Here is a 25,732-nt window from a genome sequence, read left to right as displayed (position 1 = left end):
CTCCCCGGCCAGGCTGGATTTATTCAAATACTGCCAAAGACTCTACACCACCGCGCCGGCGTGCGGATCGTTGGGATCGAGGTCTTTTTTACCCGTTTTAATCAGATCCTCACGTTTGACGCCCAGCCACATCGCGATGGCCGCGGCCACGAAGACCGACGAGTAGATGCCAAACAGGATGCCGATGGTCAGTGCCAGCGCAAAGTAGTGCAGCGTCGGGCCGCCGAAGATCAGCATGGCCAGCACCATCATTTCGGTACAGCCGTGGGTGATGATCGTGCGGCTCATGGTGCTGGTGATGGCATGGTCGATCACCTCGTGCGTGTTGAGCTTGCGCATGCGCCGGAAGGTTTCACGGATCCGGTCGAAGATCACCACCGACTCGTTCACCGAGTAACCCAGCACCGCCAGCACCGCCGCCAGCACGGAGAGCGAGAACTCCCACTGGAAGAAGGCGAAGAAGCCCAGGATGATGACGACGTCGTGCAGGTTGGCGATGATGGCCGCGACCGAGAACTTCCACTCGAAGCGCATCGCCAGGTAGATCATGATGCCCAGCACGGTCACGCCGAGTGCCAGGGCGCCGTCGTGGGCCAGCTCGTCACCGACCTGCGGGCCGACAAACTCACTGCGTTGCAGGTTCACAGGCTGGGTGGCACCCGCCTGGCAGACCTGGGTGGGGCCCTTGTCGGCATCCTGCTTGGTGACCTGGCCACCTTCGGCCGTGCACAGTGCACCGAACACCTGGTTGACCACGTCACCCTGCTTCATGCCGGCGCGCAGCGGGATGCGGATCAGCACGTCGCGCGAGGAGCCGAAGTTCTGCACCTGCACCTCGCCGTAATTCAGCTTCTCGATGGCGGTGCGCGCCTTGGCGATGTCGGCGCTCTGCGCGTACTGCACCTCGATCAGCGAGCCACCGGTGAACTCGATGGACAGGTGCAGGCCACGCGTCGCCAGGAAGAAGACGGCGGCCGCAAAGGTCAGGAAAGAAATCGCGTTGAAGACCAACGCGTGGCGCATGAAGGGGATGTCGCGCTTGATGCGGAAGAATTCCATGGTGTGTGCTCCCTCTTATTGCTGGGCTTTCCAGACCTGCCCGATGGACACGCTCTTGAGCTTCTTTTGACGGCCATACCAGAGGTTGACCAGGCCGCGCGAGAAGAACACCGCGGAGAACATCGACGTCAGGATGCCCAGGCAGTGCACCACGGCAAAGCCCTTGACCGGGCCGGAGCCAAAGGCCAGCAGCGACAGGCCGGCGATCAGCGTGGTCACGTTGGAGTCCAGGATCGTGGCCCAGGCGTGCTCGTAACCGGCGGCGATCGCCGACTGCGGCGCCGAGCCGTTGCGCAACTCTTCGCGCACCCGCTCGTTGATCAGCACGTTCGAGTCAATGGCCATGCCCAGGGTCAGCGCAATGGCGGCGATACCGGGCAGTGTCAGCGTAGCCTGCAGCATGGACAACACGGCCACCAGCAGCAGCAGGTTGACCGACAGGGCGATGGTCGAGAACACGCCAAACAGCATGTAGTAAAAGATCATGAACACCGTGATCGCGGCAAAACCGTAGATCAGGCTGTTGAAGCCCTGCGCGATGTTCTCGGCGCCCAGGCTGGGGCCGACGGTGCGCTCTTCGATGATCTCCATCGGGGCGGCCAGCGAGCCGGCGCGCAGCAGCAGCGCGGTGTCATTGGCTTCTTCCGTGCTCATGCGGCCGGAGATCTGCACGCGGCCGCCACCGATCTCTCCACGGATCACCGGCGCCGTCACGACCTCGCCCTTGCCCTTTTCGAACAAGAGGATGGCCATGCGCTTGCCCACGTTTTCGCGGGTGATGTCGCGGAAGATGCGGGCGCCACGGGCGTCCAGCGTCAGGTGCACGGCGGCTTCGTGGTTTTCGTCGAAGCCGGCTTGCGCGTCGGTCAGGTTGTCACCCGTCAGGATGACCTGGCGCTTGACGATGACGGGCAGGCCACCACGCTCCAGATAGCGTTCGTCGCCAAAGGGCACGGCGCCAGCGCCGCTGAGCGCGGCCTGCGCTTCGGTGCTGTCATCGACCATGCGCACTTCCAGGGTGGCGGTGCGGCCGATGATGTCCTTGGCCTTGGCGGTGTCCTGCACGCCGGGCAGCTGCACCACGACGCGGTCGGCGCCCTGCTGCTGGATCACGGGCTCGGCCACGCCGAGTTCATTGATCCGGTTGTGCAGGGTGGTGATGTTCTGCTTGATGGCCTGATCCTGGATGGCGCGCTCGGACTTCGGGGTCAGCTTGCCGACCAGGGTCAGGTCACCGGATTCATCGGTGCCGTCGGACCAGACCAGGTCCAGCAAGCCATCGTTCAGCACCGGGCGGGCAGCCTTGCGGCCGGCCTCGTCACGGAAGCGCACGATCACCTGCTGGCCGTCACGGCGGATGCCGCTGTGGCGGATGTCCTTGTCGCGCAACAGGGTGCGCATGTCACCGCTGAGGCTCTCGAGCTTCTGCGTGAGCGCGGCCTTCATGTCCACCTGCATCAGGAAGTGCACGCCACCGCGCAAGTCCAGGCCCAGGTACATGGGCTGGGCATGCAGCGCACGCAGCCACGAAGGCGAGCGCGACAGCAGGTTCAGCGCCACGATGTAGTGCGGGTCCGTGGCGTCCGGGTTGAAGGCCTTGATCAACAGGTCCTTGGCCTTGAGCTGGGTGTCGGTGTCCTTGAAGCGGGCCCGCACCGAACTGCCGTCGAACTCGACGAAGTCAGCCGTCACGCCGCCATCCTTGAGGGCCGACTCCACCTTGGCCACGGCCTCGGCATTGAGCTTGACCGTGGCCTTGCCACTGGAGAGCTGCACGGCCGGCGCTTCACCAAAGAAGTTGGGCAAGGTGTAGATCAGGCCGATGAACAGGGCCACGGCGATGATCAGGTACTTCCACCAGGAATAGCGGTTCATGAAATCCTCGACTGACTGCCCGCTTGCGCGGGTTGCTTCTTATTTGTAGGAGCCCTTGGGCAGGACCTGGACGATGGCCACGCGCTGCAGTTGCAGCTCCACGCCATTGGCCACTTCCACGCTGACAAAGGTCTCGCCGATCTTGGTGATCTTGCCGATCACGCCACCTTGCGTGACGACTTCGTCGCCCTTGGCCAGCGCGTCGAGCATGGCCTTGGTCTCTTTCTGGCGCTTCATCTGCGGGCGGATCATGACGAAGTACAGGACCACGAACATGAGGACCAGGGGCAGAAAGCTCATCAAACCACCCTGCGCACCTGCGGCAGGGGCAGCGGCCTGGGCATAGGCTTCGGAAATAAACACGGCAATATCCTTCAAACAAAGGGCCGAGGCACCTCACTCGGCAGAGTGACAGGCGCGCCGGCCAAAACCGATCGATTGTATGCCGCGGGCGTGACAGCCCGCGCCGGGGGCTTACAGCACGTACTTGACCAGGGGGTGGGCGGTCAATCCGCGGTAGATGTTGTCCAGTTGCGTGCGGCTGGTGGCCGTGACGGTGATGGTCAAGCCCAGGTAGTTGCCGCTGCTGCTGGGGCGGCGCTCGATGGTGCAGGCGTCAAAACCCGGGTCGTGTTCGAGCACGATGGCCACCACGGCCTCCACGAAGGTTTCCTGGTGCGCGCCCATCACCTTGATCGGGAAGGCGCTCGGGTACTCGATCAGCGACTGCTCGGGCGGGATGTACGGGTTGGCGGGGGTGTGATCTGGCTGACTCATGTCGGCCTCCTTCTTCTACAAAAACCGGTGCGAAACAACTTACTGGATGCCCAGGCGAACGGCATCCCACATGCGGCCCAGCCAGCCTGCGCTGGGCACGGCCTCCAGGGCCTGCAGCGGCAGCGTCTGCCAGGGCTGGTTGCCCAGGGTGATCGTCAAGGTGCCCACCGTTTGCCCGCGGGTCAGGGGCGCCGTCAAGGGGTCATTTCGCGTCAAGCTGGTCTGCACGGTGCGACCCTGGCCGCGCGGCACCACCACCAGCACGGGCTGCGTGGCCCCCAGCCGCACCGTGCCGGACTGGCCCTTCCAGACCCGGGCCGTGGCCACACTCTGGTTGGCATCGAACAGCTTGACCACGTCAAACGCACTGTAGCCCCAGTTGAGCAGTTTCTGGCTCTCGTTGGCCCGGGTTTCAGGCGAAACGGCGCCCAGCACCACACTGATCAGGCGCCGCTCGCTGCCCTGCGCCGTGCGGTGTGCGGTGGCAACCAGGCCGTAGCCGGCCGCATCGGTGTAGCCGGTCATCAGCCCGTCCACAGTCGGGTCGCGGTGCAGCAGCAGGTTGCGGCTGAGCTGGCGGTAGCCGTTGTAGCTGAACTCCTTGAGGCTGAAATAGGCCAGCGCCTGGGGGTAATCGGTGAGCAGGCGCGCGGCGATGATGGACAGCTCGCGCGCGGTGCTGACATGCCCCCGGGTGCTCAGGCCCTCGGGGTTGGCGAAGTGGGTGGCCTTCAGGCCAAACACCTGGGCCTGGCGGTTCATCATCTCGACAAAGGCCTCGACCGAGCCGGCCACGCCTTCGGCCAGCGCCACGGTGGCGTCATTGCCGTTTTGCACCACCATGCCCTTGATCAGGTCGTCAACCTTGACGCGGTTGTTGACCTCCATGAACGAGCGCGAGACGCCGTTCATGCCGGTGCGCCAGGCGCGGTCCGAAATGGTCAGCTCCTTGGTGGGGCTCAGCTTGCCGTTTTGCAGGGCCTGGAACACCAGATAGGCGCTCATCAGCTTGGTCAGCGAGGCGGGCTCGACGGGCGTGTCGGCATTGCGCGCGGCCAGGGTCTGGCGCGAGCCCATGTCCTGCAGGATGAAGGCGCGCGCGGCGATCTCGGGCGGCAGGGGCATGGCCACGGCAGGCTGCGAGAACATGCCGGACGCCACAGGCGCCGACACGACGGGCACCTGCGGCGCGGGCACGGGGGCTTTGGCCGGCGAGGTGCTGGCGGATGCCGATGCGGTCAGCGCGGTCAGCGTCAGAGCCAGCATCAGGGCGCGGGGCATGGAAGGGATGGTGATGGGCATGCGTCGATATGGGGTCCATTGGCCGGAAATACAAGGCCTGCAAAAACGGGGATGAGGGTCAACACACAGCGTATTGACACGCGATGAGAAGCTGAAAGCAAAAGATGCGCAGACGCGGGCGGGTGGATCAGGCAGGCAAACCAGGGCCAGGCACTCAGCCCCCGCTGGCCGCCACCGAGGCCGCCTGCAGGTGCCGCAGCACCACCTCGCGCAGCCGCGACAGCTGCCCATGGAAGAAGTGCCCCGTTCCCGGGATCACCGTGACGGGCACCGCTTGAGGGCGCGCCCATTCCAGGATGCTGGCCAGCGGCACGACGTCGTCCTGCTCGCCCTCCACCACCAGGGTGTGCACCGGCACCTGCGGCACCTCGAAGCGTGACACGGCCGGGCTGACCAGCACGAGTTGCGCGGGCACCTCAATGGCCGGCTGGTTGGCCGCGGCCTGGGCCAGCCGGGCGTAGACCTGCGCGGCCACATAACCGCCAAACGAGAAGCCGGCCAGTGCCACAGGCAGGCCACGCATGGCGGGATCAGCCTGGAAATGCCCCAGCACGGCCATCATGTCCACGGTCTCGCCACGCCCTTCGTCCCAGCTGGATTCGGACTGGCCAACCCCGCGGAAGTTGAAGCGCACGGCCCGCCAGCCCGCCAGCACAAAAGCACGCACCAGGGTGTGGACCACCTTGTTGTCCATGGTGCCGCCCATCAAGGGGTGCGGGTGGGCGATCACGGCCAGGCCGATAGGCGGGCTTTGAGGGTCTTCAACCACCACCTCGATCAGGCCGGCGGGCCCGTCGATGGTGCTGGAGGCGGGGCGTCCAAGCATGGTTTTGGGCTTGACCGCGGTGGCTCAGCGACCCACGTCCGGTGGCAACACCAGGCGCTCGACCACTTCACCCTTGAGCAGATGACGGTCGACGATCTCGTCGATGTCGGTCTTGTCCACAAAGGTGTACCAGGTGCCTTCGGGGTAGACCACGGCCACGGGGCCGCCGGCACAGCGGTCCAGGCAACCGGCCTTGTTGACACGCACCTTGCCCGGCCCGTTGGCACCGGCCTCGGCAATGCGCTGCTTGCAATGATCAAAACCGTCCTTGGCCGCGTGGTCGCCGCAGGAGGCCTCGCCATTGATGCGCTGGTTCAGGCAGAAGAAGATGTGGCGCTGGTAATAGCTCATGGCAGCATTTTAGGTGTTCACTCGACGGCATCGGGGTGATGGGTTTCTCGGCCTGCCAGGCGCCCGATCAACCAGACCAGGGCCACGTAGGGCCACAAGATCCCCATCCAGCGCGACAGCCCGTGGAAGCGGATGAAGCGCCCGTTTTCCCAAGCCTGCAGCGTTTGCGCATAGTAAGGGTCCATCGGGGCCAGGTGGATGAGCCCGATCAAGGACAGCACCATCAGCACGCCCAGCACGGCACAGGTGGTGCGCGAGCGACCGACCAGCACCGCACCCCCCAGGGCGCCCAGCAGCATCCCGATGGCAGAGGGCAGCGTCAACCAGCTGAAGGCGTGGGTCGGCCCGAAATTGAGCCCGGCCGACAAGGACGTCACCCCGATGCCCAGCAGCACCAGCACCGACATCAGCGCCAGCCGCAGCGAACGCGGCCGCGCCACGGCACAGGCCACGCACATCGGCACCAGCAAGCCGGTGGTCGTGGTCAACGTTTCCACCACCGGCAGCCAGCTGGAGGACACCACGGCCGAGTGGAACGAGGCCCACATGGTCAGCGGGTCAGCGGGCAGGATCCATTCCTGCAAGGGCGTGTCCTGCGTCCACTCCATGAGGGTGATGCGCACACGCGGCAACAACTGCCCCTGCCCCAGCGGCCAGGGCGTGGGATACAGCAAGCCCAGTGGCCACATCGACAAGAGCGCCAGCCCATGCCCGGCCTGCGGAATGAACCAGCGCTCGCGCAGGCGGTGCCAGAGGTCGACCAGGCCCAGCGCACTGAGGGTCAGGGCCGCCAGCGCGCCCCAGGCCATGCCCAGGGTGTTGAGCATCCAGTCGGTGATGGAGGGCACGCGCGACGGCAAGGTGTACTGGATCAGCTCGACCAGGTAGGACATGGCCGAGCCAGCCAGCACCGTGAGCAGGGCCGCCGCCAGAGGCCCCCTGCCGCTGCGCAGGTGGGCAATGCCCATGATCAAACCAAAAGGCAGATAGCCCAGGATGTTGGCCACCAGGTCGTTGGCCACCTCGAAACCCAGCTTGGGCAAGACCCAGTGGAAGACCTGGCTCTCGGGCCAGCGCCAGCCGCTCCAGGGGAACAGCGAGGCGTACACGATCAGGGCGGCCGCCACCCAGGTCAAAGGCCATGCGGAACTGCGGTGCACGGACATGGGCCGACACCCGCGTCAGGAGATGACCGGCTTGAGCACCACCAGGCACACGATCGTGGCAAACAGCAGCACCGACACCTCATTGAACACGCGGAACCAGCGGTGGCTGCGGCGGTTGGCCAGCGACTCGAAATCGCGCAGGATCCGGCGACAAACGTGGTGATAGCCCACCACCCCTATGACCAGGATCAACTTGAGGTGCAGCCAGATTTGCCCGCCGCCCTTGCCCATGCCAAAGTAAAGCCACAGCACGAGACCGAAGGTCAGCGCCGGCACCATCAGCAGGCTGCTGAAGCGGTAGAGCTTGCGGGCCATGAGCAGCAGGCGCTCGCGCTCGGCATGGCTGTCAGACGGCACCATGGCCAGGTTGACAAACAGGCGAGGCAGGTAGAACAAGCCGGCAAACCAGCTGGCCACGAAGATGATGTGCAGGGCCTTGACCCAGAGATAGGCGTTGCTCATGGTGGGATTATGAACAGCTGCCTGCACGGCCTCGGGTTACCAAATGCCACGGTAGAAAAAAAAGAGCCCCGGCGCGAGCCGGGGCTTTCAAGCCTTAACGCTGTCATCACGGTAAGGCACCTGCTCAGGGAGGAAAAGCAGGGAATGAAGGCCTTGCGGCGTATCATTCAGGAACAATTATAGATGGGATCGGGTGGCATGTCTCCAGGCCATGTCCGGAAAAACCCTTTTCGGACGTGTTTTTTTGCGCGCTTTGCATTCCTTCACAGATTTTTAACGTCCGACCAAAATGAACTTTTCGCAGCATTTCCCCCAGCACCGCCCACGTCGCCTGCGCAAGGATGAGTTCACGCGTCGCCTCGTAAGAGAGCACGCACTAACATCTGCCGATCTGATCTACCCCGTGTTCGTGTTGGACCAGGACGACGGCACACAGGCCGTCTCCTCGATGCCCGGGGTAGCCCGTTTGGGGCGTGGCCCGTTGTTCGCCGCGGCCGAGCGCTGCGTTGAACTGGGTGTGCCCGTGCTGGCCCTGTTCCCCGTGATCGACGCCAGCCTGAAGACGCCGGACGGCCAGGAAGCCCTCAACCCCGAAGGCCTGGTGCCCCGCACCGTGCGCGAGTTGAAGCAGCGCTTCCCCGAGCTGGGCGTGATGACCGATGTGGCGCTGGACCCCTTCACCAGCCACGGCCAGGACGGCCTGCTGGATCCAGATCCCAAAAACAACGGCTACATCCTCAACGACGAGACCGTGGCCGTGCTGACGCGCCAGGCCCTGGTGCAGGCCGAAGCCGGCGTGGACATCGTCGCCCCCAGCGACATGATGGACGGCCGCATCGGCGCCATCCGCAACGCCTTCGAGTCGCAGGGCCTGATCCACACCCGCATCATGGCCTACAGCGCCAAGTACGCCAGCGCTTTCTATGGCCCCTTCCGCGATGCCGTGGGCTCGGCGGCCAACCTGGGCAAGAGCAACAAGAAGGTCTACCAGATGGACCCGGCCAACAGCGACGAGGCCCTGCGCGAAGTGGCCATGGACATCGCCGAGGGTGCCGACATGGTGATGGTCAAACCCGGCATGCCCTACCTGGACATCGTGCGCCGCGTGAAGGACGAGTTCAAGGTGCCGACCTTCGCCTACCAGGTCAGCGGCGAGTACGCCATGATCAAGGCCGCCGCCCAGAACGGCTGGCTGGACCACGACGCCACCATGATGGAGGCGCTGCTGGCCTTCAAGCGCGCTGGCGCCGATGGCGTGCTGACCTACTTCGCGCTGGACGCGGCCGAGAAACTGCGCGGCTGAGTGCGCAACTGAGTGCGCGGCTGATCCAGGCACAAGCGCAGACGGGCAGGCCGATGCCTGCTGGTGCGCCTGCTCAAATCGCATAAGCTCTCGGGTGGAGACCCGGGAGCCGGTAGTGCGTTTTTTCCTGATCAATGACAACTTCACCGAACTGACGGACTGGCCCAAGGCCCTGCCGGCCCACGGCTTCTTGTGGGTGACGACCAGCCGGCGCGTGTTCGAGGTGCAACTGCCCCAGGTGCAGCAGCACCTGCATCGCCTGGCAGGCGGCACGCTGGTGGACCTGCACATCTCCGATCTGCTCAACCCGCAACTGCCTTCGCAGTACGACTACACCTCGTGGTACGACTTGCTGGTGTTTCGCCGCCTGGCCGCCGGCCACGGCACCGAGCGCCTGTTCCTGGATGAGGAGCGCGGCACCGCGTCGAGTGCGCGCCAGGCCATGGCGGCCATCGACACCAGCCCCGTGGGTTTTGCCCTGTTCGACCGCGTCTTGCTGACCGTGCACCCGGCCGATTGCTCGGTGCGCGACTTCTTCGAGGCGCGCCTGAGCCAGATGATCCCGCACCCGCCGCGCCAGGATGCGCAGGACGTGAGCGTGCTGGCGCAAGGCCCCAGCTATGCCAGCGAAGTTGCGCAAGCCAGCTCAGGCCAGGCCGACGCCCAGACCGACGACAACGTGCTGCCGCCCGTGCACGACCACGGGCTGGACCACGCCCAGGTGCCGCGCCACGAGGGCCGCGGCAGCACCTCGCGCCTGCCACCCAACCCGGCCGACCTGATGCTGCGCATCGTCAACCACATGGTGGACAGCTACCTGGACTTGCGCCGCCTGCTGACCAAGCAGTTCGGCTACCTGCAGCAAGAGCTGCTGAGCAACCGCAACCAGTTCACCAACTGGCAGGCCCTGCTGGATTCGCGCAATACCCTGCACATGCTGGAAGACACCTGCGAGGACCAGCGCAGCGCCGTGCAGGAATGGATCGACGCGCTGGAAGAATGGCCCATCCCGACCGAGGCACAGGCCTCGCGCGAACGCGAGCTGCTGCGGGTGCGCTCCAAGGACGTGCAAGAGCACATCGAGCGCGTGCTGGGCCATGTGCGCCGGCTGGAAAGCTCCGCCGAAAGCGCCGTGCAGATGCACTTCTCAGCCCAGGGCAGCCGCACCAACGACATCATGCGCACGCTGACCGTGCTGACGGCCGTGTTCCTGCCGCTGAACCTGATCACCGGCGTCTTCGGCATGAACTTCGACGCCCTGCCCCTGATCCACGCCAAGGTCGGCTTCTGGATCGCCTGCGGCCTGATGGTGCTGGTGGGGATCGGCCTGGTGTGGTGGTTCCGCCGCCAGCGCTACCTGGGTGACTGATCTGGCACGCTGATCTGAAGGGGCTGATCCAGGAGTCTGTCTGATCCAGGCGCCTGATCTTGACGATCAACCCCGGCTGCGCATGACCTCGCGCGCCAGGCACAGGTCATCCCAGGCCAGGGCCTTGTCAGCCGGGCTGCGCAGCAGATAGGCAGGGTGGTAGGTCACGATGACCGGCACACCGGCCACCTCGTGCACCCGGCCACGCAGCTTGCCGATGGGCTCGGCCGACTTGAGCAGGGACTGCACGGCAAAGCGCCCCATGGCCAGGATCACCTTGGGCTGGACCAGCGCGATCTGGCGCAGCAGATAGGGCTCGCACTGCGCAACCTCCTGCGGCTGCGGGTTGCGGTTGGCCGGCGGGCGGCACTTGAGCACGTTGGCGATGAAGACCTGGCGGGTGGACTCGGCCTCGGCGCGGGTCAGGTCCAGCGCGGCGAGCATGCGATCGAGCAGTTGCCCGGCCCGGCCTACGAAGGGCTCGCCTTGTTTGTCTTCCTGCTCGCCGGGGGCTTCGCCCACGATCATCCACTGCGCCTGCTCGTTGCCGACACCGAACACGGGCTGGGTGCGGCTCTGGCACAGGCTGCAGGCCTGGCAGGACGCGACGGCTTCGCGCAAGGCGGGCCAACTCATCGTCTCGACGCCTACAGGGCGGGGGCCGAGCGGCACCTCGATGGGCTGGGCGCTGGGTGAACGGGCGGGGGCGGCGGGCGGCCGGCCAGCAGGGCGGGCACTCGATGACCCACTTGACTGCCCACCCGCCTGGGCAAACGGCGCGGCCGTATCGGCTGGTGCAGCCGTACCTGCGGCACGCTGAATCGCCTCTTCGGCCACCGCGGCGACTCGACGCATGGGCTGATCCAGATCGGCGGACTGAGGCGCGGCAGCCTGCGCCGGCAGCGCCTCAGCAGGCTCGACCGGGACGGGCCAGAACGGCGGGATGCCCATTTCGCGCAGCATGGCGCGCTGGCGTTCAGTCCAGCTCATGGCGCGCCCCGTTGATCAGGTCGATGTCACGCTTCATGACGAGCGCGTCTTCACGGCCCAGGGCCGCGGGGTAGTAGTTCTTGCGCACCCCCACCTCGACGAAACCCTCGCGTCGGTACAGGGCCAGGGCCGGCTCGTTGCTGGGGCGCACCTCCAGCCAGAGCAAGGCGGCCCGGCGCTGACGGCAGCGCTCGTACAGCACCGAAAGGAAATCGCGCGCGATGCCCCGGCCATGCAGGTCACGCGCCACGGCGATGTTGAGCAGGTGGACCTCATCGACGCCATCCATGGCCACGCACACGGCCACCACGCGGCCGGTGTCGGCCTCGCAGCGCACGCGCGCCCAGTAAGCGGCGCGCATGGACGAACGGTAGTTGTCGTCGCTCCAGGCATGGACCGGGTGCAGGCAGGCCTCGTGCTCCATGGCCATCACGGCCGGGATGTCGGCCTCGGTCATGGGGCGGTCAACGTAGCGGGTCTGCAAGATCGTCATGTCAGGAGTCAATGCGAAGGCCGCATCATGCCCCAACTGCGGGCGCCGCTTTCGCCGCCTGGCGCTCGGCGGTCGTCTGGGCCACTTTGTCACGCACATACAGCGGCAGCGCCAGGGCGGCATCCAGCTTGTCGCCATGCTGCCAGGCGCGTTGGGCCAGTTCGGCCAGCGCAACCCCTGCCGGCAAGGCCGGCTCGCCATGGGCCAGCCATTGCGCGGGGTGCAACGCCGCCAGCTTGTCGGGGTAGGCGCGCAAGGCGTTGCCTGCCCAGCGCACGCCGGCCTGGATGGCGCCTTCGGGCGCCCAGCGGTGCAAGGGCTCGTCCAGCGACCACAGTTGCGCCGTCTGTTCGATCTGCCATTGCGTCCCGTCCCAGCGGAAGGCGCCCACGTAGAGTTCGTCCATGCGGGCGTCCTGCAGCACCCAGACCACGTCGCCCGCCGCAAGCGTGGCCGGTGCGGCCTGGCGGGCGTGTTCGGCCACGGCCATCAGGGTGTCGAGCGCGATCACGGGGCAGCCCAGCGCCAGGGCCAGGCCCTGGGTGACGGAGCAGGCCGTACGCAGCCCGGTGAAAGCGCCCGGGCCGCGCCCGAACGCGATGGCGTCCACATCGGCCCAGGTTTGACCCGCCTGGCCCAACAGGCCTTGCAATGCGGGCAGCAAGCTGGCGGAAGCCTGGGCGCCGCCGGGCAGATCCAGCGCGTGCACCGTGGTGCCCACGCTCAGCGCGGCGTGGATGCGGTCGGTGGCGGTGTCAAGCGCCACCAACACGGGCGCGACGGAAGCAGACGAAGACATGAGCGGGAGTGTAGGGCTTCTATGATCACCGGCATGACCCGACTCCCCCTGCTCGCGCTGTTCGCCACCGTCGCCACCGTTTTGCCTCAGCTCCACCAGGGCGCCTGGGCAGCCGAACCGGCCTCCACCTTGCCACCGGCCATCGCCTCGGCGCTGCAGACCGCCGGCGTGCCCGCTGAAGCCGTGTCGCTGCTGGTGCTGCCGGTGGATGTTGGCCCGGCCCGCCTGGCCCACCAGGCGCAGACCGTGCGGCAGATGGCGTCAGTCATGAAGCTGTTCACAACCGGTGCAGCCCTGAGCACGCTGGGGCCCGCCTATGTGTGGCGCACGGACGTGGCCCTCGGTGGCCCGCTCAAGCCCAATGGCAAGCTGGATGGGCCGCTGGTCCTGCGCGGCAGCGGCGACCCGGGCCTGGTGCTGGAAAACGTGCAGCTGATGATGGCGCGCTGGCGTGGCGCCGGGCTCAAGGACATCAAGGGGGATCTGCTCATCGATCGGGGGGCGTTTGAGGTGCCGGCGCACGACCCGGCGGCCTTCGATGGCCAGGGCTTCAAGCCGTACAACGCGGGGCCCGATGCCCTGCTGCTCAACCACCAGTCGGTGATCCTGCATGTCATGCCTGATGCGGCCCGGCCCGGGCAGGTGCGGGTGAGCATGGAGCCGGCGCTCGATGAGGTCCGCCTGCAGGCCCGCATCCAGCTCAAGGCCACGGGTGTTTGCGGTGATTGGCGTGAAGCCATGAACCTGGACATGCGCCCGGCCAGCGGCTGGACGCAGCATGGCCTCCGCCCCTGGGTGCTGTCGGTGCAAGGGCCCTACCCCGCTGCCTGTGGCGCCAGGGACTGGCCGGTGCTGTGGCAAGGCGAAGGTCCGGGTGACTACGCGGCGCGCCTGCTGCATGCCACCTGGCGCCAGCTGGGGGGCAAGCTGAGCGGCGACATCAAGGCGGGTGACTGGCCGGCAGACGCCACCGTGTGGCAAAGCTGGGCCTCTGCCCCCCTGGGCCAGCAGGTGCGCGACATCAACAAGTTCAGCAACAACGTGATGGCGCGGCAGCTCTTGTTGAGCATGGCCCTGCCCCATCTGCCTGCGGCGAGCGCGGGGGCCAGTTCGGCCGAGGTGCCGGCATCCGGGGCCACGCCAGGGCCCGCGTCAGGGCCCGCATCAGGCCCGGCCACGCTGGACAAGGCGCGTGCGGTGGTCAGCCAGGTGGTGCGCCAGGCCACACCAGACGGCAGCGGGCGCTCGGCGTGCGAAGGCGAGGCCCTGGTGCTGGACAACGGCTCCGGCCTGTCACGGCTGGCGCGCAGCAACGCACGCTGCCTGGGCCGCTGGCTGCAAGCCATGTGGGCCAGTCCGACCATGCCCGAGTTCATCGCCTCGCTGCCCATCACCGGCCTGGACGGCACGGCCCGCAAGCTGCAGAACGTGAGCGGCCGGGCCCACATCAAGACCGGCTCGCTGGATGGCGTGGCCGCGCTGGCCGGATATGTGGAAGGCGACTCAGGCCGGCGCTGGGTGGTGGTGGGCGTGGTCAACCACCCGCAGGCCGATGCGGCGCGGCCGGCACTGGCGGCGCTGCTGGAGTGGGCGATGAAGGACCAATGAGAAACGGCCCGTCAGGCATGCCTGAGGGGCCGTTCGGGCGCGTGATGGCGTGAGGGTCAGAACTGGTTGGCAGCCCGGTTGTAGGCCGACACGCCGATATTGCTGTGCAAGACCCAGGCCGGATGGGTGTCGTCAGCCCAGAGGTAGGTGGCGGTGCTGCCATTGGTAACGAAACCCAAGGCGTTGCAGAACTGCACGGCGCTGTTTTTGGTGCCGTCAGGCTGGACCATCTTGGAGGCATCGCAGACGCGGTCGTTGACGTACGAGGAGTTGGTTGCCAAGAAATCCGTCGTCTCACGCGGGTCAATGAAGGCGACCTTGCGCCCCTGGTAGACATAGTCCCTCAAGCCGGTCAGCAACAGCGCGTCATTGAACTCCTTGGCCATGCGTTGCAAGTCGCCGTTGCAGGTCGACACGCCGCTGTCGCAGGCCGGGGTGCCCGTGATCGCGGCCTTCTTATCCTTGCCGTAGGGCGAGTAACCGAGGTCGGCCGCGCCGATCACGACCACCTTGGCTCCCGTGTTCATGACTTGGATGACCATGTTGGCCAACAGCTGGGCGCGGTTCCTGATCTCCAGCACCTTCGCGTCGATCGTGCCGTAAGTGCCGCTCTCATAAACTTGGATGATGTCGTTGTGGCCTGCCCAGATGGCCACCAGTGTCCCATCCCCCAACTCGGAAGCGTTCAGACTGGCATTGATCTGCGTCTGAATATCAGCCACGTAGGCGCCATAGGTTGCGTGGGTGACCGCACCGGCGAGGTCCTTGGTGCAATCGGCCTGGAAGCCCTTGCCAAACGCGTGAGCGAGGGTTTGCATCCAAGTTGCAGAAGCGGAGCAGTCATAGACAACATCCAGGCTGCGCTTCATCGGAAGGCCATCGGTCGTCGTTCCCGACACGGTGTTGGAGCCCGTGCCCACGGCAATCATGGTCAGCAGGTTGAAGTCGACCGGATCCGCGTGGGTCAGGCGATAGGCCGTGCCCTGAGGGGAGTTGGTGTCGGTCGCAACAAAGTTCGTTACGCTGGTAAACAGGTCTGTTGTGGAGGAGGCGTCACACACCGTCGTCGCGGTCTGGTTGCCGCAGAAATAAACGGTTCCTGGCAACACGGGCGTCGAGTTGACCGTGTAGACCAGGCCGTGGATGGTGTAGGAGGTATCCGTGTTCACTGTCGCGGTCGTGAACGCACTGTTTTCATCCCCGAACACCACAATGCGATCTGGCTGGTAATCCTTCGCCCGACTCCCGCCACCACACCCCACCAGGTTCATGGCGGAACAGACCACGGCCGCGGCGCCAAGCAGGCGCAGCGACACGGGCATCACAGAGGCAGGGAAACGAAACATGAAATCTCCGTCAAACGGTCGGGTCAGGGCACTCAGCCCCAGAGCATAACGGTGCACCGGGGCGTCGCGAAGTCTGCCACGTAAAGTAGGGCAATCGGGCTGGCAGGCCTTTGAATCGGCCACGAGCCCCCATTATCAGGACGCTGCTGGCAGGGTCAGGATGCCGCAGCGCGGTTGAGTCGATCGCGCACGCCGTCCCAGGCGGGGTCGTCGGGCGGCGTCTCCACCCAGATCAGCTCCACGCCGGTGGCGTCCAGCTCGCGCAGGTCGGCGAACAGGTCGTGCGCGGCGGTGGCGGCGTCACCCGGCATGGACAGGTGGACGATGGCCTTGTGCTTGGGGCGCCAGGCCCACAGGCTGCGCGAGTACACGGCGATGCGGGGCGCTTGCTGGGGGTCGCGGATGACGGCGGCGGAGAGCTCGGGCTCCATCACGTCCAGCGCGGCGTTGAGGCGTTCGTCGTCCATCAGGCGCACCTTGGCGCGCGGCGCGTAGTGCGACTCCAGGGTGCCGGAGGCCTTGGGCGCGAGCGGGTCCGGCGCCTCGGGGCGGGACCATTGCACGGGCTCGCCGGCCACGGCTTCGATCTCGGCCAGGGTGAGCTTGCCGGGGCGCAGCAGCACGGGGTGGCCGCGCGAGCAATCGATGATGGTGGACTCGATGCCCACGCCGCAAGGGCCGCCTTCGAGCACCCAGACTTCGTCCAGGCCTTGGCCCTGGCCCTTGAACTCTTCGACCACGTGTTCGGCCCGCGTGGGGCTGATGCGGCCAAAGCGGTTGGCGCTGGGCGCGGCCAGCCCGAGGATGTCGCGCTTGGCGCATTCATCCAGCAGGGCGCGGGCCACCGGGTGATCCGGGCAGCGCAGGCCGATGGTGTCATGCCCACCTGCGGCGGCCGTGGCGATCTCGGGGTTGCGGGGCACGATCACGGTCAGCGGGCCTGGCCAGAAGGCTTGGGTCAGGCGTTGTGCGACGGGCGGAAATGCCGAGACGAAGCTGAAGGCGGCGGCCTGGTTGGGCACGTGCACGATCAGGGGGTGATCGGCCGGGCGGCCCTTGGCGGCGAAGATGCGCGCCACGGCGGCATCGTCATCGGCGCGGGCGGCCAGGCCGTAGACCGTTTCGGTGGGCATGGCCAGCAAGCCCCCGTCGGCCAGCCTTTGTGCCGCTTGCTCGATGGCATCAGCTTGGTGTTGGGGATCGAGCAGGTGCATGGTGGGTGGTCGGGTGCTGGGCGATCAGAAAGGCGTGATGCCCAGGATGGCCGCGGCCTTGAGCGCCACCTCGCGTGCCGCAGCCGGTGTGGCGCCGGTCACCGTCAGGTGGCCCATCTTGCGGCCCTTGCGGGCTTCGGTCTTGCCGTACAGGTGCAGGTGCGTGCCACTGAGCGCCAGCACGGCGGCCCAGTCGGGCTCTTGCTGCTCGGTCGCACCAGCGGGGAACCACAGGTCACCCAGCAGGTTGAGCATCAGGCAGGGGCTGTGCAGCACGGGCTCGACCAGCGGCAGGCCGGTCATGGCGCGCACTTGCAGCTCGAACTGCGACACGTCGCACGCGTCGATCGTGTGGTGGCCGGAGTTGTGCGGGCGCGGGGCCATTTCATTGGCCACGATGCGGCCGTCCTGCAGCACGAAGAACTCGATGCACAGCACGCCCACGTAGTTCATGGACGCGGCGATCTTGTGGGCCGAGGCATAGGCCTGCTGCGACACGGCTTCGGTCACATTGGGCGCGGGCACGGTGGTCACGGCCAGGATGCCGTCGCGGTGCAGGTTCTGCTGCAGCGGGAAGTGCACGACCTGGCCGTCGCGGCCACGGGCCACCAGCACGCTGACTTCATAAGCCAGCGGCAGCATCTTTTCGAGCACGCAGCCCACGCGCTGCAGTTCGTCCCAGGCGGCGATGAGCTCGGCGCGGGTCTTGACGCGGATCTGACCCTTGCCGTCGTAACCCAGGCGCGCGGTTTTCAGGATGCCGGGCAACAGGTCGTCGCCGACGGCGGCCAGTTGCTCGGGCGTTTCGATCAGGGCGTGCGGGGCGCAGTCCACGCCGCAGCCCACGAAATGGGCCTTCTCACGGGCGCGGTCCTGGCAGATGGCCACGGCGCTGCCGGCCGGGGCCACGGGGCGGGTCTCGGCCAGCTTGTCCAGTGCCTGGGCGGGCACGTTCTCGAACTCGGTGGTGATGGCGGCCGATACCTTGGCCAGCTCGGCCAGGCCGGCGGCGTCCAGGTAGGCGGTCTGGATGTGCTCATGCGACACCAGGCCGGCCGGGCTGCTCGGGTCGGCGTCCAGCACGGCGGTGCGGTAGCCCATGGCCTGCGCAGCGTGCACGAACATGCGGCCCAGCTGGCCGCCGCCCATCACGCCCAGCGTGGCACCAGGCAGGATCACGTCTTTGTTGACCGTCATGCCTTGGTGTCCATGGTCAGGTCCTGGGTCATGGCACGGGCCACTTCCGTCTGGCGGGCGCGGAAGGCGTCCAGCTTGGCGCGCAGGGCGGCGTCACCGTTGGCCAGCATCGCGACCGCGAACAGGGCCGCATTGCCCGCACCGGCCGTGCCGATGGCGAAGGTGGCCACGGGGATGCCTTTGGGCATTTGCACGATGGAGTGCAGCGAGTCGACGCCTTGCAGATGGCGGGACGGCACGGGCACGCCCAGCACGGGCACCGTGGTCTTGGCGGCCAGCATGCCGGGCAGGTGGGCCGCACCGCCGGCACCGGCGATGATGGCGACCAGGCCGCGGTCCGCAGCGGCTTCGGCGTAGCGGAACATGTCGTCCGGCATGCGGTGAGCCGAGACCACCTGCGCCTCGAAAGGCACGCCGAACTCGGTCAGAATGTCGGCAGCATGGCGCATGACGTCCCAGTCGCTGCTGGAACCCATCACCACACCCACTTTCACAGTGTTCACGCCAGTCGTGTCAGTCACGGCTTGATCCTTTTTCGTCAAATCGACTCGTCAAACCCCGGATTTTAGGCGTTGGCACACTAACCGCCCACCTTCATCCTCGCAAAGATCTGCCCACCATGATCGACATCACGCTCGAAAACTTCGAATCCGACCTGATCACCACCTCGATGCAGGTTCCCGTGCTGCTCGACATCTGGGCCGAATGGTGCGGCCCCTGCAAGGCCCTGGGCCCCGTGCTGGAGCGGCTGGAAGAGGAATACGCCGGCCGTTTCGTGCTGGCCAAGGTCAATGCCGACGAGCAGCAGGAAATCGCCGGCCAGCTGTCGCAGATGTTCGGGGTGCGCTCGATCCCGTTTTGCGTGATGTTCGTGGGCGGGCAGCCGGTGGATGGCTTTGTGGGCGCCCTGCCCGCAGAAAAGATCCGCGAGTTCTTGAGCAAGCATGTGCCGGGTGAAGGCGAGATCGCGTCGGCCGAAGAGACGGCTGAAGCGGAGGAACTGGCCGAAGAGGGCGACACCGACTCGGCCCTGGCCAAGCTGGAAGACGCCCTGTCCAAGGACCCGAACAACGACGAAGCCCGCTATGACCTGATCAAGCTGCTGCTCGGCGAAGGCCAGGTGGAAGCGGCCAAGCACGTGTTCCTGCCGATCGCAGGCCGCGCCACGGGCCCGGTGCCCGAGCAGCGCCCGCTGGCTTTCAGCCGCTACATCTCCGCGGTGCAGGCCGCGCGCCAGGGCCGTGCCCCGCAGGAGCTGGAAGCGGCCATCAGCGCCAACAAGCGCGATTTCGAGGCGCGCTTCGAGCTGGCGCAACTCTTCTGGGCGGCCAGCCAGCCCACCATGGCCATGGACGAGCTGCTCGAGATCATCATGCGCGACAAGGCCTGGAACGAGGAGCTGCCGCGCAAGACTTATGTCGCCATCCTGGAGGTGATGACCAAGCCGCAGCCCAAGCCGGTGGCGGGCAAGCCTGTGGCCGGCGCGCCGGGCGCGCAGGACAAGCCCAAGCTGGAGATCTCGGGCAAAGTCGAGATCACGGGCAATGACCCGGTGATCGATCAGTACCGCCGCAAGCTGAGCATGGCCTTGTTCTGATGGGTGGGCGCTCGGCCGGGCCGAGCAGGCACATTGGCGTGTAAACACCTAGTGTTAAACCGAGGGCGCACCGCCTAGCATGGTGCGCACCCATCGGTTGACGAACACGAGGAAGACAAGCCATGCCCACGCCACCTGCCCGCCCGAAATCAGCCAGCCCGACGCACGCCTTGACGCGGATCACCCTGTGCGTCAGCGCCCTCACGTTCTCGCTGGGCACTCAGGCCTCCGACTTCGAACGCGGCCCGGCGCCGACGCCCGGTGCGCTGGAGGCCAAGGGCCCGTTTGCCATCGCCACGGCCACCATCGCCAAGCCCGAAGGTTATGGCAGCGCCACCGTCTACTTCCCGCGGGACACCAGCCAGGGCAAGTTCGGCCTGGTCATGCTGACCCCGGGCTTCCTGGGCGTGCCGGGCTACTACCAGTGGCTGGCCGAGCGCGTGGCCTCGCACGGCTTCGTGGTGGTCAACATCGGCACCAACACCATCTTGGATGTGCCGGATGCGCGTGCCCGCGAAATGGCCGCTGCGCTCAAGCAAGTGGCCAGCCTGGCTACCCTGCCGGAGACCCCATTTGGCAGCGCCACGGACACCAGCCGCCGCGCCCTGATGGGCCACTCAGCGGGCGGCGGCGGGACGCTGACTGCCGCACTCAAGGACACCACGCTCAAAGCCGCGATCCCGATGAACCCGGCCACCACGGGCTCGGACTTCTCCGGCATCACCGTGCCCACGATGATCCTGGCGTGCGAGAAGGATGCCATCGCGCCCAACAAGACCTTCTCGGCCAAGTACTACGCCACGCTCAATCCCCACATCAACCACGCCTACCTCGAAGTGGCGGCGGCCGACCATCTGTGCCCGACATCGTTGGCCAAGGCCAGCGTGCAGAACACCGTGGGCAAGACCGTGATCAGCTGGCTCAAGCGTTATGTCGATGAAGACCAGCGCTACGAGCCCTTCATCACCGGTGCCAGCGCACCGACCTATTCCAAGGTCGATGTGCAGATCGGGCGATAGGCCAGCAGGGCCGGTGACGGCGCAAAGCTTTCATGGACAATGGGCCGCAGCTTGATCCGCCCAAGCACCCCAGAACATGTCCATGAACGTGCCCTTGAACGCACCCGAGATCTCCACGGAGCTTGTCGCCCTGCCGGCCAACGGCACCGAGCAGCCCTTCCTGAACTGCCGTGTGGCCGGGCCGCGCGGTGCACCGCTGCTGCTCTTCCTGCACGGCTTCCCCGAAGCCGCCTTCGTGTGGGACGAACTGCTGGCCCACTTCGGCGCGCACTACCGCTGCGTGGCGCCCAATCTGCGCGGCTATCCGGGCTCGTACGCACCGGCCGATGCCAAGGCCTATCGCGCGCAGGTGGTGCTGGGTGACCTGATCGCGTTGATCCGCCAGCAAGCGGCCACGCCGGAGACACCGGCCGCGGCCGTGATCGCGCATGACTGGGGCGGCGCGCTGGCCTGGGGTCTGGCTGCGGCGGCGCCGCAATGCATGCAAAGGCTGATCATCCTCAACGCGCCGCACCCCGGGCTGTTTCTGGCCGCCCTGCGCGATGACCCGGCGCAGCAGGCCGCCAGCAGCTACATGAACCTGCTGCGCACACCCGGCATCGAAGCGCAACTCGCCGCCAACGACTTTGAGCAGATGTGGGGCTTCTTCGAGCGCTTTGGCGGCGCCACCTGGCTCACGCCCGACTTGCGCGCGCAATACCGCCAAGCCTGGTCGGCCACACCCGAACCCATCGCAGGCGTGGCCACGGCCAGCTCGGCCCTCACCGGCCCCTTGAACTACTACCGCGCCTCGCCACTGCACCCGCCCACCTCACCCACTGACGCGATCCACACGCTGCAGTTACCCGATGCCTTGCTGCGCGTGAACGTGCCCACCAGCGTGATCTGGGGCGAAGCCGACACGGCCCTGCCGCCCTGCCTGCTGGATGGCCTGGCGCAACACGTGCCTGATCTGCACATCACCCGACTACCCCATGCCACGCACTGGCTGGTGCATGAAGCACCCACCGAAGTGCGCGCGGCCATTGCGGCAGCGCTGCGACGTTGATGAGCACCCATTGAGCGACCGCTGAACAACGGATCCGCACGACCAGGCAACGCATCAACAACCCATCACCACCGGCTCGATCCGCCAGCTTCATCCGACGCCCACCATGCCCACCTCGCCCCTCATCTCCGCAGACGAACTTCGCCAGGCCCTGAGCCGCGCCGATCAAGACTGGCTGCTCATCGACTGCCGCTTCAACCTGGGCAACACCGCCGCAGGTGAAGCCGCGTATGCGCAAGGCCACTTGCCCGGCGCGCTGTATGCGCATCTGGATCGGGATCTGTCCGGCCCCAAGACCGGGACCAATGGCCGCCACCCGATGCCCTCACCCGAAACCTTCGAATGCACGGTGCAAAGCTGGGGCATCCAGCCTGGCACGCGCGTGGTGGCTTATGACGACGCAGGCGGCATGTTCGCCGCACGCTTGTGGTGGCTGCTGCGCTGGGCGGGGTTCGAGCAGGTACAGGTGCTTGATGGCGGCTGGCAAGCCTGGCTGGCCGCACAAGGCCCGGTGGACACGCACGCGGCAACACGCCGCTCGCCCAGCGCCTTCCAGATCCAGCCGCGTGCCGACTGGGTCGTGCGCGCGGCTGACGTGCAAGCCCGACTTGGCCAGCCCGAGCAGCAACTGCTGATCGATGCGCGCGCCGCCGATCGCTTCCGCGGCGAAAACGAAACCATGGACCCGGTGGGCGGCCACATCCCCGGTGCGCGCAACCGCTTCTTCCAGCTCAATCTGCAGGCTGACGGCCGCTTCAAGCCGGCGGATCAGCTGAAGGCCGAGTTCGAGGCCTTGCTGGCGGCATCGCCCATGAACACCGTCGTGCACCAGTGCGGCTCGGGCGTCACGGCCTGCCACAACCTGCTGGCCATGGCACAGGCCGGCCTGCCGGCCACCCGCCTGTACGCCGGCTCCTGGAGCGAGTGGTGCGCCGACCCGGCCCGGCCCGTCGAACGCTGAACACCCGCGCCCATCGAGCCACCGCTGAACGGTCGCGCTCGCCAGACAAACGGTTTGAGGCCGCGGCAGGCCCGTGAACAGCTGCTCGCAACAAGTCGTAAACCGCTTCTAAAGCGTCGGATTTGTCACGGTTATCCGGCCTTCCAGCCCGGGGTGGGCATCCCAGAATTCCTGTCGCGAGGACATCATTTCCTCAAGACAAGGGGTTTTGCGTATGCACACATCCACCAAACAAAGGCCTGCGCGCCTGATCGCCTCCGGCTTCACGCTCATCGAGGTGATGATCGTCGTGGCCATCGTCGCCATCCTCTCTGCTGTGGCCTACCCGGCCTATCAGGACTACATCGTCCGCAGCAAGATCCCGGACGCCACCTCCTACCTGTCCACCAACCAGGTCAAGATGGAACAGTGGTTCCAGGACCAGCGCAAATACAAGAATGCGGCCGGCAACTGCGGCGCCACGCCGGCGTCTGACACCACATCCAGCAAGTACTTCACCTTCACTTGCGTGGCTGACGACACCACGTCCACGTACACGATCACGGCCACCGGCTCCGGCCAGTTGAATGGCTTTGTGTTCACCGTGGACCAGGGGGGCGTACGTAAAACAACTGGCGTACCAAGCGGTTGGGGATCAGCTCCTTACGACTGCTGGGTCACCAAGAAGGGCGGCGTATGCTGAGCCCCCGTCAAACCCCACGCCCTGCTCGGGGTATGACCATGATCGAGCTGATGGTCGGCCTGACCATCATGGCCTTCCTGCTGCTCTCGGGCGCGCCCTCGCTGGCTGACTGGATCCGCAATTCGCGCATCCGCAGCGCGGCCGAGTCCATCATCACAGGTCTGCATCACGCGCGCGCCGAGGCCGTCAAGCGCAACACGACCGTGCGTTTCCAACTCACGACCACGCTAAGCAATGACTGCGCCTTGTCCACGGCGGGCAGCAACTGGGTCATCAACCTGAACGCCAGCCAGACACCGGCGGGCTCGTGTGCCAGCGATGCCTCCGACACCGTCGCGCCTTTCATCGTGCAAAAGAGCGTGGCGGGCAGTGGCTCAAGCAGCACGGTCATTGAAGCCTCGCCCAATCCCGTGGTCACCTTCAATGGTTTCGGGCAACAAACAAAGACCACGGAGCTGGACCTCGCACCGACCACCATGACGATCCTCGTCAAGGGCGCTTCGGGCACCTGCCTGGACAAACAAGGTGGCGGCGAGGTGCGCTGCCTGCAAATCGTCGTCTCACCCGCTGGCCAGGCACGCATGTGCGACCCCAGCCTGAGTGGCCCCACCAGCACCCAACCCATGGCCTGCTCATGATGAAAACGAACGCTCACACTCACACCCAGGCGGGTGTCATGCTGATCGAAGCCATGGTCGCCATCCTCATCTTTTCGCTGGGGGTGCTGGCCGTGATCCAGTTGCAGGCGGTGTCGGTCAAGCAGGCCTCCGGCGCGCAGTACCGGTCCACGGCGGCCTTGCTCGCCAATGATCTGGTCAGCCGCATGTGGGCCAGCGACAAGGCGCCTGAATCGCTGCAAGCCAACTTCGCCAGCAACCCGGCCGGTACCAACTACACGCAATGGCTCGCTACGGTGCGCAACTCGGGCTTGCCCAACGTCAGCAGCAACCCGCCGACTGTGTCGTTCACGGCCGGGCCCGCCTCCACAACGGGCGCGGCCAGCACCCAGGCCACCATCAAGGTGTTCTGGAAGGCACCTGGCGAGACAGACACTCACAACTACGAGCTTGTGGCCCAACTCAAGTAGGCGGGATGAGCATGCACAACACCCACCCAAATCAGCATCGCGGCTTCAGCCTGGTCGAAGTCATGGTCGGCCTGGCCATTGGCATGGCCACCGTCGTGATCATGATGCAGATGCTGTCCAACTCGGACGCCATGAAGCGCACGGCATCAGGCGGCAACGACGCTCAGATGACCGGCACACTGGCGCTGTACACACTGGAGCGCGACATCCGGGAGTCTGGCTACGGCATCAGTGCCTTCAACATCCTGGGCTGCAAGCTCACGTTCACGACGACTTCGGGCACGACGGTCTCCGTGCCGCTGGCGCCGACGACCATCAACGCCACGGTGGTCCCCGCCGGGGACGCCAACACCGACACGTTGCTCGTGGTGTACGGCAACAGCAATGGCTCCTCTGAAGGCGATGCGCTCATCAGCACATCGACGGCGAACAGCTACCAGGTTGCAACCAGCAGCAGCTTCCGCAAAGACGATGTGCTGATCGCACAGGGCTCCGTGCGGCCTCCTGAACCTTGTACCGTGACCTCTGACAAGGTCCTCAGCGCTGATGACACGACCTCGACGCTGACGGTTGACCCCGGCGTCTCGGGCCTGGCGCTGGGCAGCGTGATCTACAACATGGGAAGCGCCCCGGTCATCCACGCTTATGCCATCCGCAAAGGCAATCTGACCATGTGCGACTACACGGCAACCGATTGCGGTAACGCCACGGCTGCCGCGGCAGCGGACCCGACGATCTGGGTGCCCATCGCCGGCAACATCACAGGATTGCGTGCGCAGTACGGGCGCGACACGACGCCGCCACCGGCCCCCATGGTGGGTATCGTGGACACCTACGACCAGATCACACCCGCCAGTTCGGCCGACCCACTGAACGGCACACCGCAATGCGCATGGGCTCGGGCGCTTGCCGTACGCCTGGTGGTGGTAGCGCGCAGCAGCGCCTATGACAAGACGGGCCCGACCACCGTGGCACCAACGTGGAGCGGCAGCGTGACATCCGGTACCTCGCCCAAGAACCCCACAGCCACGCCCATCGACCTGAGCGCCAACAGCGACTGGCAAAACTACCGCTACAAGACGCTGGAAACCACCGTGCCCTTGCGCAACGCGATCTGGCAGGGCGGCCAGCCCACTTATCAAGGAGGCCAGGGATGCTGACATCCTCTGTCTACCCACGTACTCGTCGGCGCGCATCAGGC

At 66.3% G+C, this 25,732-nt stretch carries 27 protein-coding genes; 11 read left to right on the top strand and 16 right to left on the bottom strand.

Translation table 11 applies throughout. The features are described from left to right. Nucleotides 1-42 precede the first annotated feature (42 nt). From secF to JY96_RS13235, 9 genes are all read right to left on the bottom strand, one after another. Nucleotides 43-1,059: a protein translocase subunit SecF gene (gene secF / locus JY96_RS13275; protein WP_035038096.1), complete on the bottom strand. Its 1,017-nt coding sequence runs from the start codon at nt 1,057-1,059 to the stop codon at nt 43-45. Between the two features lie 15 nt (nt 1,060-1,074). Next, nucleotides 1,075-2,934: a protein translocase subunit SecD gene (secD, locus tag JY96_RS13270; protein WP_035038094.1), complete on the bottom strand. Its 1,860-nt coding sequence runs from the start codon at nt 2,932-2,934 to the stop codon at nt 1,075-1,077. Nucleotides 2,935-2,973: 39 nt separating this feature from the next. Then, nucleotides 2,974-3,297, bottom strand: coding sequence for a preprotein translocase subunit YajC (gene yajC / locus JY96_RS13265; protein WP_035038092.1), 324 nt, complete (start codon nt 3,295-3,297; stop codon nt 2,974-2,976). A gap of 111 nt (nt 3,298-3,408) precedes the next feature. Then, the gene (locus JY96_RS13260) at nt 3,409-3,711 is read right to left on the bottom strand and encodes a YbeD family protein (RefSeq protein ID WP_035038083.1); all 303 of its coding nucleotides are present in this window, start codon (nt 3,709-3,711) and stop codon (nt 3,409-3,411) included. Between the two features lie 39 nt (nt 3,712-3,750). After that, the gene (locus JY96_RS13255; protein ID WP_052162948.1) at nt 3,751-4,860 is read right to left on the bottom strand and encodes a D-alanyl-D-alanine carboxypeptidase family protein; all 1,110 of its coding nucleotides are present in this window, start codon (nt 4,858-4,860) and stop codon (nt 3,751-3,753) included. 307 nt (nt 4,861-5,167) lie between these two features. Next, nucleotides 5,168-5,839 carry an alpha/beta hydrolase gene (locus tag JY96_RS13250; protein WP_035038081.1) on the bottom strand — a complete coding sequence of 224 codons (672 nt, stop codon included), beginning with the start codon at nt 5,837-5,839 and terminating at the stop codon, nt 5,168-5,170. A gap of 24 nt (nt 5,840-5,863) precedes the next feature. Next, a complete protein-coding gene (locus JY96_RS13245) occupies nt 5,864-6,190 on the bottom strand; it encodes a ferredoxin (protein ID WP_035038080.1) in 327 nt (108 codons plus the stop codon). Nucleotides 6,191-6,207: 17 nt separating this feature from the next. Continuing rightward, entirely contained in the window at nt 6,208-7,356 is a 1,149-nt protein-coding gene (locus tag JY96_RS13240; protein WP_052162487.1) for a VanZ family protein, read from the bottom strand. A 15-nt stretch (nt 7,357-7,371) separates the two neighbouring features. Further along, nucleotides 7,372-7,818, bottom strand: a complete 447-nt coding sequence (locus tag JY96_RS13235) for a CopD family protein (protein ID WP_035038078.1) — start codon at nt 7,816-7,818, stop codon at nt 7,372-7,374. Between the two features lie 289 nt (nt 7,819-8,107). Between JY96_RS13235 and hemB the strand changes: the two genes are divergently transcribed. Together hemB and JY96_RS13225 are read left to right on the top strand one after the other, a co-directional pair. After that, nucleotides 8,108-9,121, top strand: a complete 1,014-nt coding sequence (gene hemB / locus JY96_RS13230; protein ID WP_035038076.1) for a porphobilinogen synthase — start codon at nt 8,108-8,110, stop codon at nt 9,119-9,121. A gap of 214 nt (nt 9,122-9,335) precedes the next feature. Next, complete coding sequence (locus tag JY96_RS13225) at nt 9,336-10,490, top strand: magnesium transporter CorA family protein (protein ID WP_369796199.1); 1,155 nt, start codon at nt 9,336-9,338, stop codon at nt 10,488-10,490. Between the two features lie 66 nt (nt 10,491-10,556). Here the strand turns inward: JY96_RS13225 and JY96_RS13220 are convergent, their stop codons facing one another. Genes JY96_RS13220 through tsaB form a run of 3 tightly spaced genes read right to left on the bottom strand, consistent with a single transcriptional unit; the run spans nt 10,557 to nt 12,772 of the window. Continuing rightward, nucleotides 10,557-11,480, bottom strand: a complete 924-nt coding sequence (locus JY96_RS13220) for a uracil-DNA glycosylase family protein (RefSeq protein WP_035038071.1) — start codon at nt 11,478-11,480, stop codon at nt 10,557-10,559. Continuing rightward, on the bottom strand, nt 11,467-11,973 hold the full coding sequence (gene rimI, locus JY96_RS13215; RefSeq protein WP_052162486.1) for a ribosomal protein S18-alanine N-acetyltransferase: 507 nt from the start codon (nt 11,971-11,973) through the stop codon (nt 11,467-11,469). The genes JY96_RS13220 and rimI overlap by 14 nt, the downstream gene beginning before the upstream one ends. A gap of 25 nt (nt 11,974-11,998) precedes the next feature. Next, nucleotides 11,999-12,772: a tRNA (adenosine(37)-N6)-threonylcarbamoyltransferase complex dimerization subunit type 1 TsaB gene (gene tsaB, locus JY96_RS13210; RefSeq protein WP_035038068.1), complete on the bottom strand. Its 774-nt coding sequence runs from the start codon at nt 12,770-12,772 to the stop codon at nt 11,999-12,001. 33 nt (nt 12,773-12,805) lie between these two features. On the opposite strand from tsaB, the gene JY96_RS23995 reads away from it, so the two are divergent. Then, a complete protein-coding gene (locus JY96_RS23995; RefSeq protein WP_035042693.1) occupies nt 12,806-14,380 on the top strand; it encodes a D-alanyl-D-alanine carboxypeptidase/D-alanyl-D-alanine-endopeptidase in 1,575 nt (524 codons plus the stop codon). A gap of 56 nt (nt 14,381-14,436) precedes the next feature. On the opposite strand, the gene JY96_RS13200 is transcribed toward JY96_RS23995, so the two are convergent. The 4 genes from JY96_RS13200 to purE all read right to left on the bottom strand — a co-directional run bounded on the left by JY96_RS13200 (nt 14,437) and on the right by purE (nt 18,640). Next, nucleotides 14,437-15,726, bottom strand: a complete 1,290-nt coding sequence (locus tag JY96_RS13200) for a hypothetical protein (protein WP_035038065.1) — start codon at nt 15,724-15,726, stop codon at nt 14,437-14,439. Between the two features lie 155 nt (nt 15,727-15,881). Then, nucleotides 15,882-16,940 (bottom strand): L-threonylcarbamoyladenylate synthase, encoded by a 1,059-nt coding sequence (locus tag JY96_RS13195; RefSeq protein WP_035038063.1) that lies wholly within the window; start codon nt 16,938-16,940, stop codon nt 15,882-15,884. 24 nt (nt 16,941-16,964) lie between these two features. Next, on the bottom strand, nt 16,965-18,137 hold the full coding sequence (locus JY96_RS13190; protein WP_035038060.1) for a 5-(carboxyamino)imidazole ribonucleotide synthase: 1,173 nt from the start codon (nt 18,135-18,137) through the stop codon (nt 16,965-16,967). Beyond that, complete coding sequence (purE, locus tag JY96_RS13185; protein ID WP_035042689.1) at nt 18,134-18,640, bottom strand: 5-(carboxyamino)imidazole ribonucleotide mutase; 507 nt, start codon at nt 18,638-18,640, stop codon at nt 18,134-18,136. The genes JY96_RS13190 and purE overlap by 4 nt, the downstream gene beginning before the upstream one ends. 116 nt (nt 18,641-18,756) lie before the next feature. Between purE and JY96_RS13180 the strand changes: the two genes are divergently transcribed. The 8 genes from JY96_RS13180 (at nt 18,757) to JY96_RS13145 (ending at nt 25,691) form a co-directional block, all read left to right on the top strand. After that, complete coding sequence (locus JY96_RS13180) at nt 18,757-19,734, top strand: tetratricopeptide repeat protein (RefSeq protein ID WP_035038059.1); 978 nt, start codon at nt 18,757-18,759, stop codon at nt 19,732-19,734. Nucleotides 19,735-19,856: 122 nt separating this feature from the next. Then, a complete protein-coding gene (locus tag JY96_RS13175) occupies nt 19,857-20,753 on the top strand; it encodes an alpha/beta hydrolase (protein ID WP_035038057.1) in 897 nt (298 codons plus the stop codon). A gap of 76 nt (nt 20,754-20,829) precedes the next feature. Continuing rightward, nucleotides 20,830-21,801, top strand: a complete 972-nt coding sequence (locus tag JY96_RS13170) for an alpha/beta fold hydrolase (RefSeq protein ID WP_235333920.1) — start codon at nt 20,830-20,832, stop codon at nt 21,799-21,801. Between the two features lie 106 nt (nt 21,802-21,907). Continuing rightward, a complete protein-coding gene (locus JY96_RS13165) occupies nt 21,908-22,762 on the top strand; it encodes a sulfurtransferase (RefSeq protein ID WP_035038055.1) in 855 nt (284 codons plus the stop codon). A gap of 214 nt (nt 22,763-22,976) precedes the next feature. Beyond that, entirely contained in the window at nt 22,977-23,444 is a 468-nt protein-coding gene (locus JY96_RS13160; protein ID WP_052162485.1) for a type IV pilin protein, read from the top strand. Next, the gene (locus tag JY96_RS13155) at nt 23,438-24,082 is read left to right on the top strand and encodes a GspH/FimT family pseudopilin (RefSeq protein WP_081961241.1); all 645 of its coding nucleotides are present in this window, start codon (nt 23,438-23,440) and stop codon (nt 24,080-24,082) included. Before JY96_RS13160 ends, JY96_RS13155 begins: the two co-directional genes overlap by 7 nt. Before the next feature lie 38 nt (nt 24,083-24,120). After that, a complete protein-coding gene (pilV, locus tag JY96_RS22315; protein ID WP_052162484.1) occupies nt 24,121-24,531 on the top strand; it encodes a type IV pilus modification protein PilV in 411 nt (136 codons plus the stop codon). Between the two features lie 11 nt (nt 24,532-24,542). Beyond that, the gene (locus tag JY96_RS13145; protein WP_161784322.1) at nt 24,543-25,691 is read left to right on the top strand and encodes a PilW family protein; all 1,149 of its coding nucleotides are present in this window, start codon (nt 24,543-24,545) and stop codon (nt 25,689-25,691) included. The last annotated feature ends 41 nt before the right edge of the window (nt 25,692-25,732 follow it).

It is taken from the genome of Aquabacterium sp. NJ1 (assembly GCF_000768065.1).
Classification (GTDB): domain Bacteria; phylum Pseudomonadota; class Gammaproteobacteria; order Burkholderiales; family Burkholderiaceae_C; genus Aquabacterium.
The sequence above is the reverse complement of the archived record's forward strand: the minus strand, read 5'-3'. Positions and strand labels throughout refer to the sequence as shown.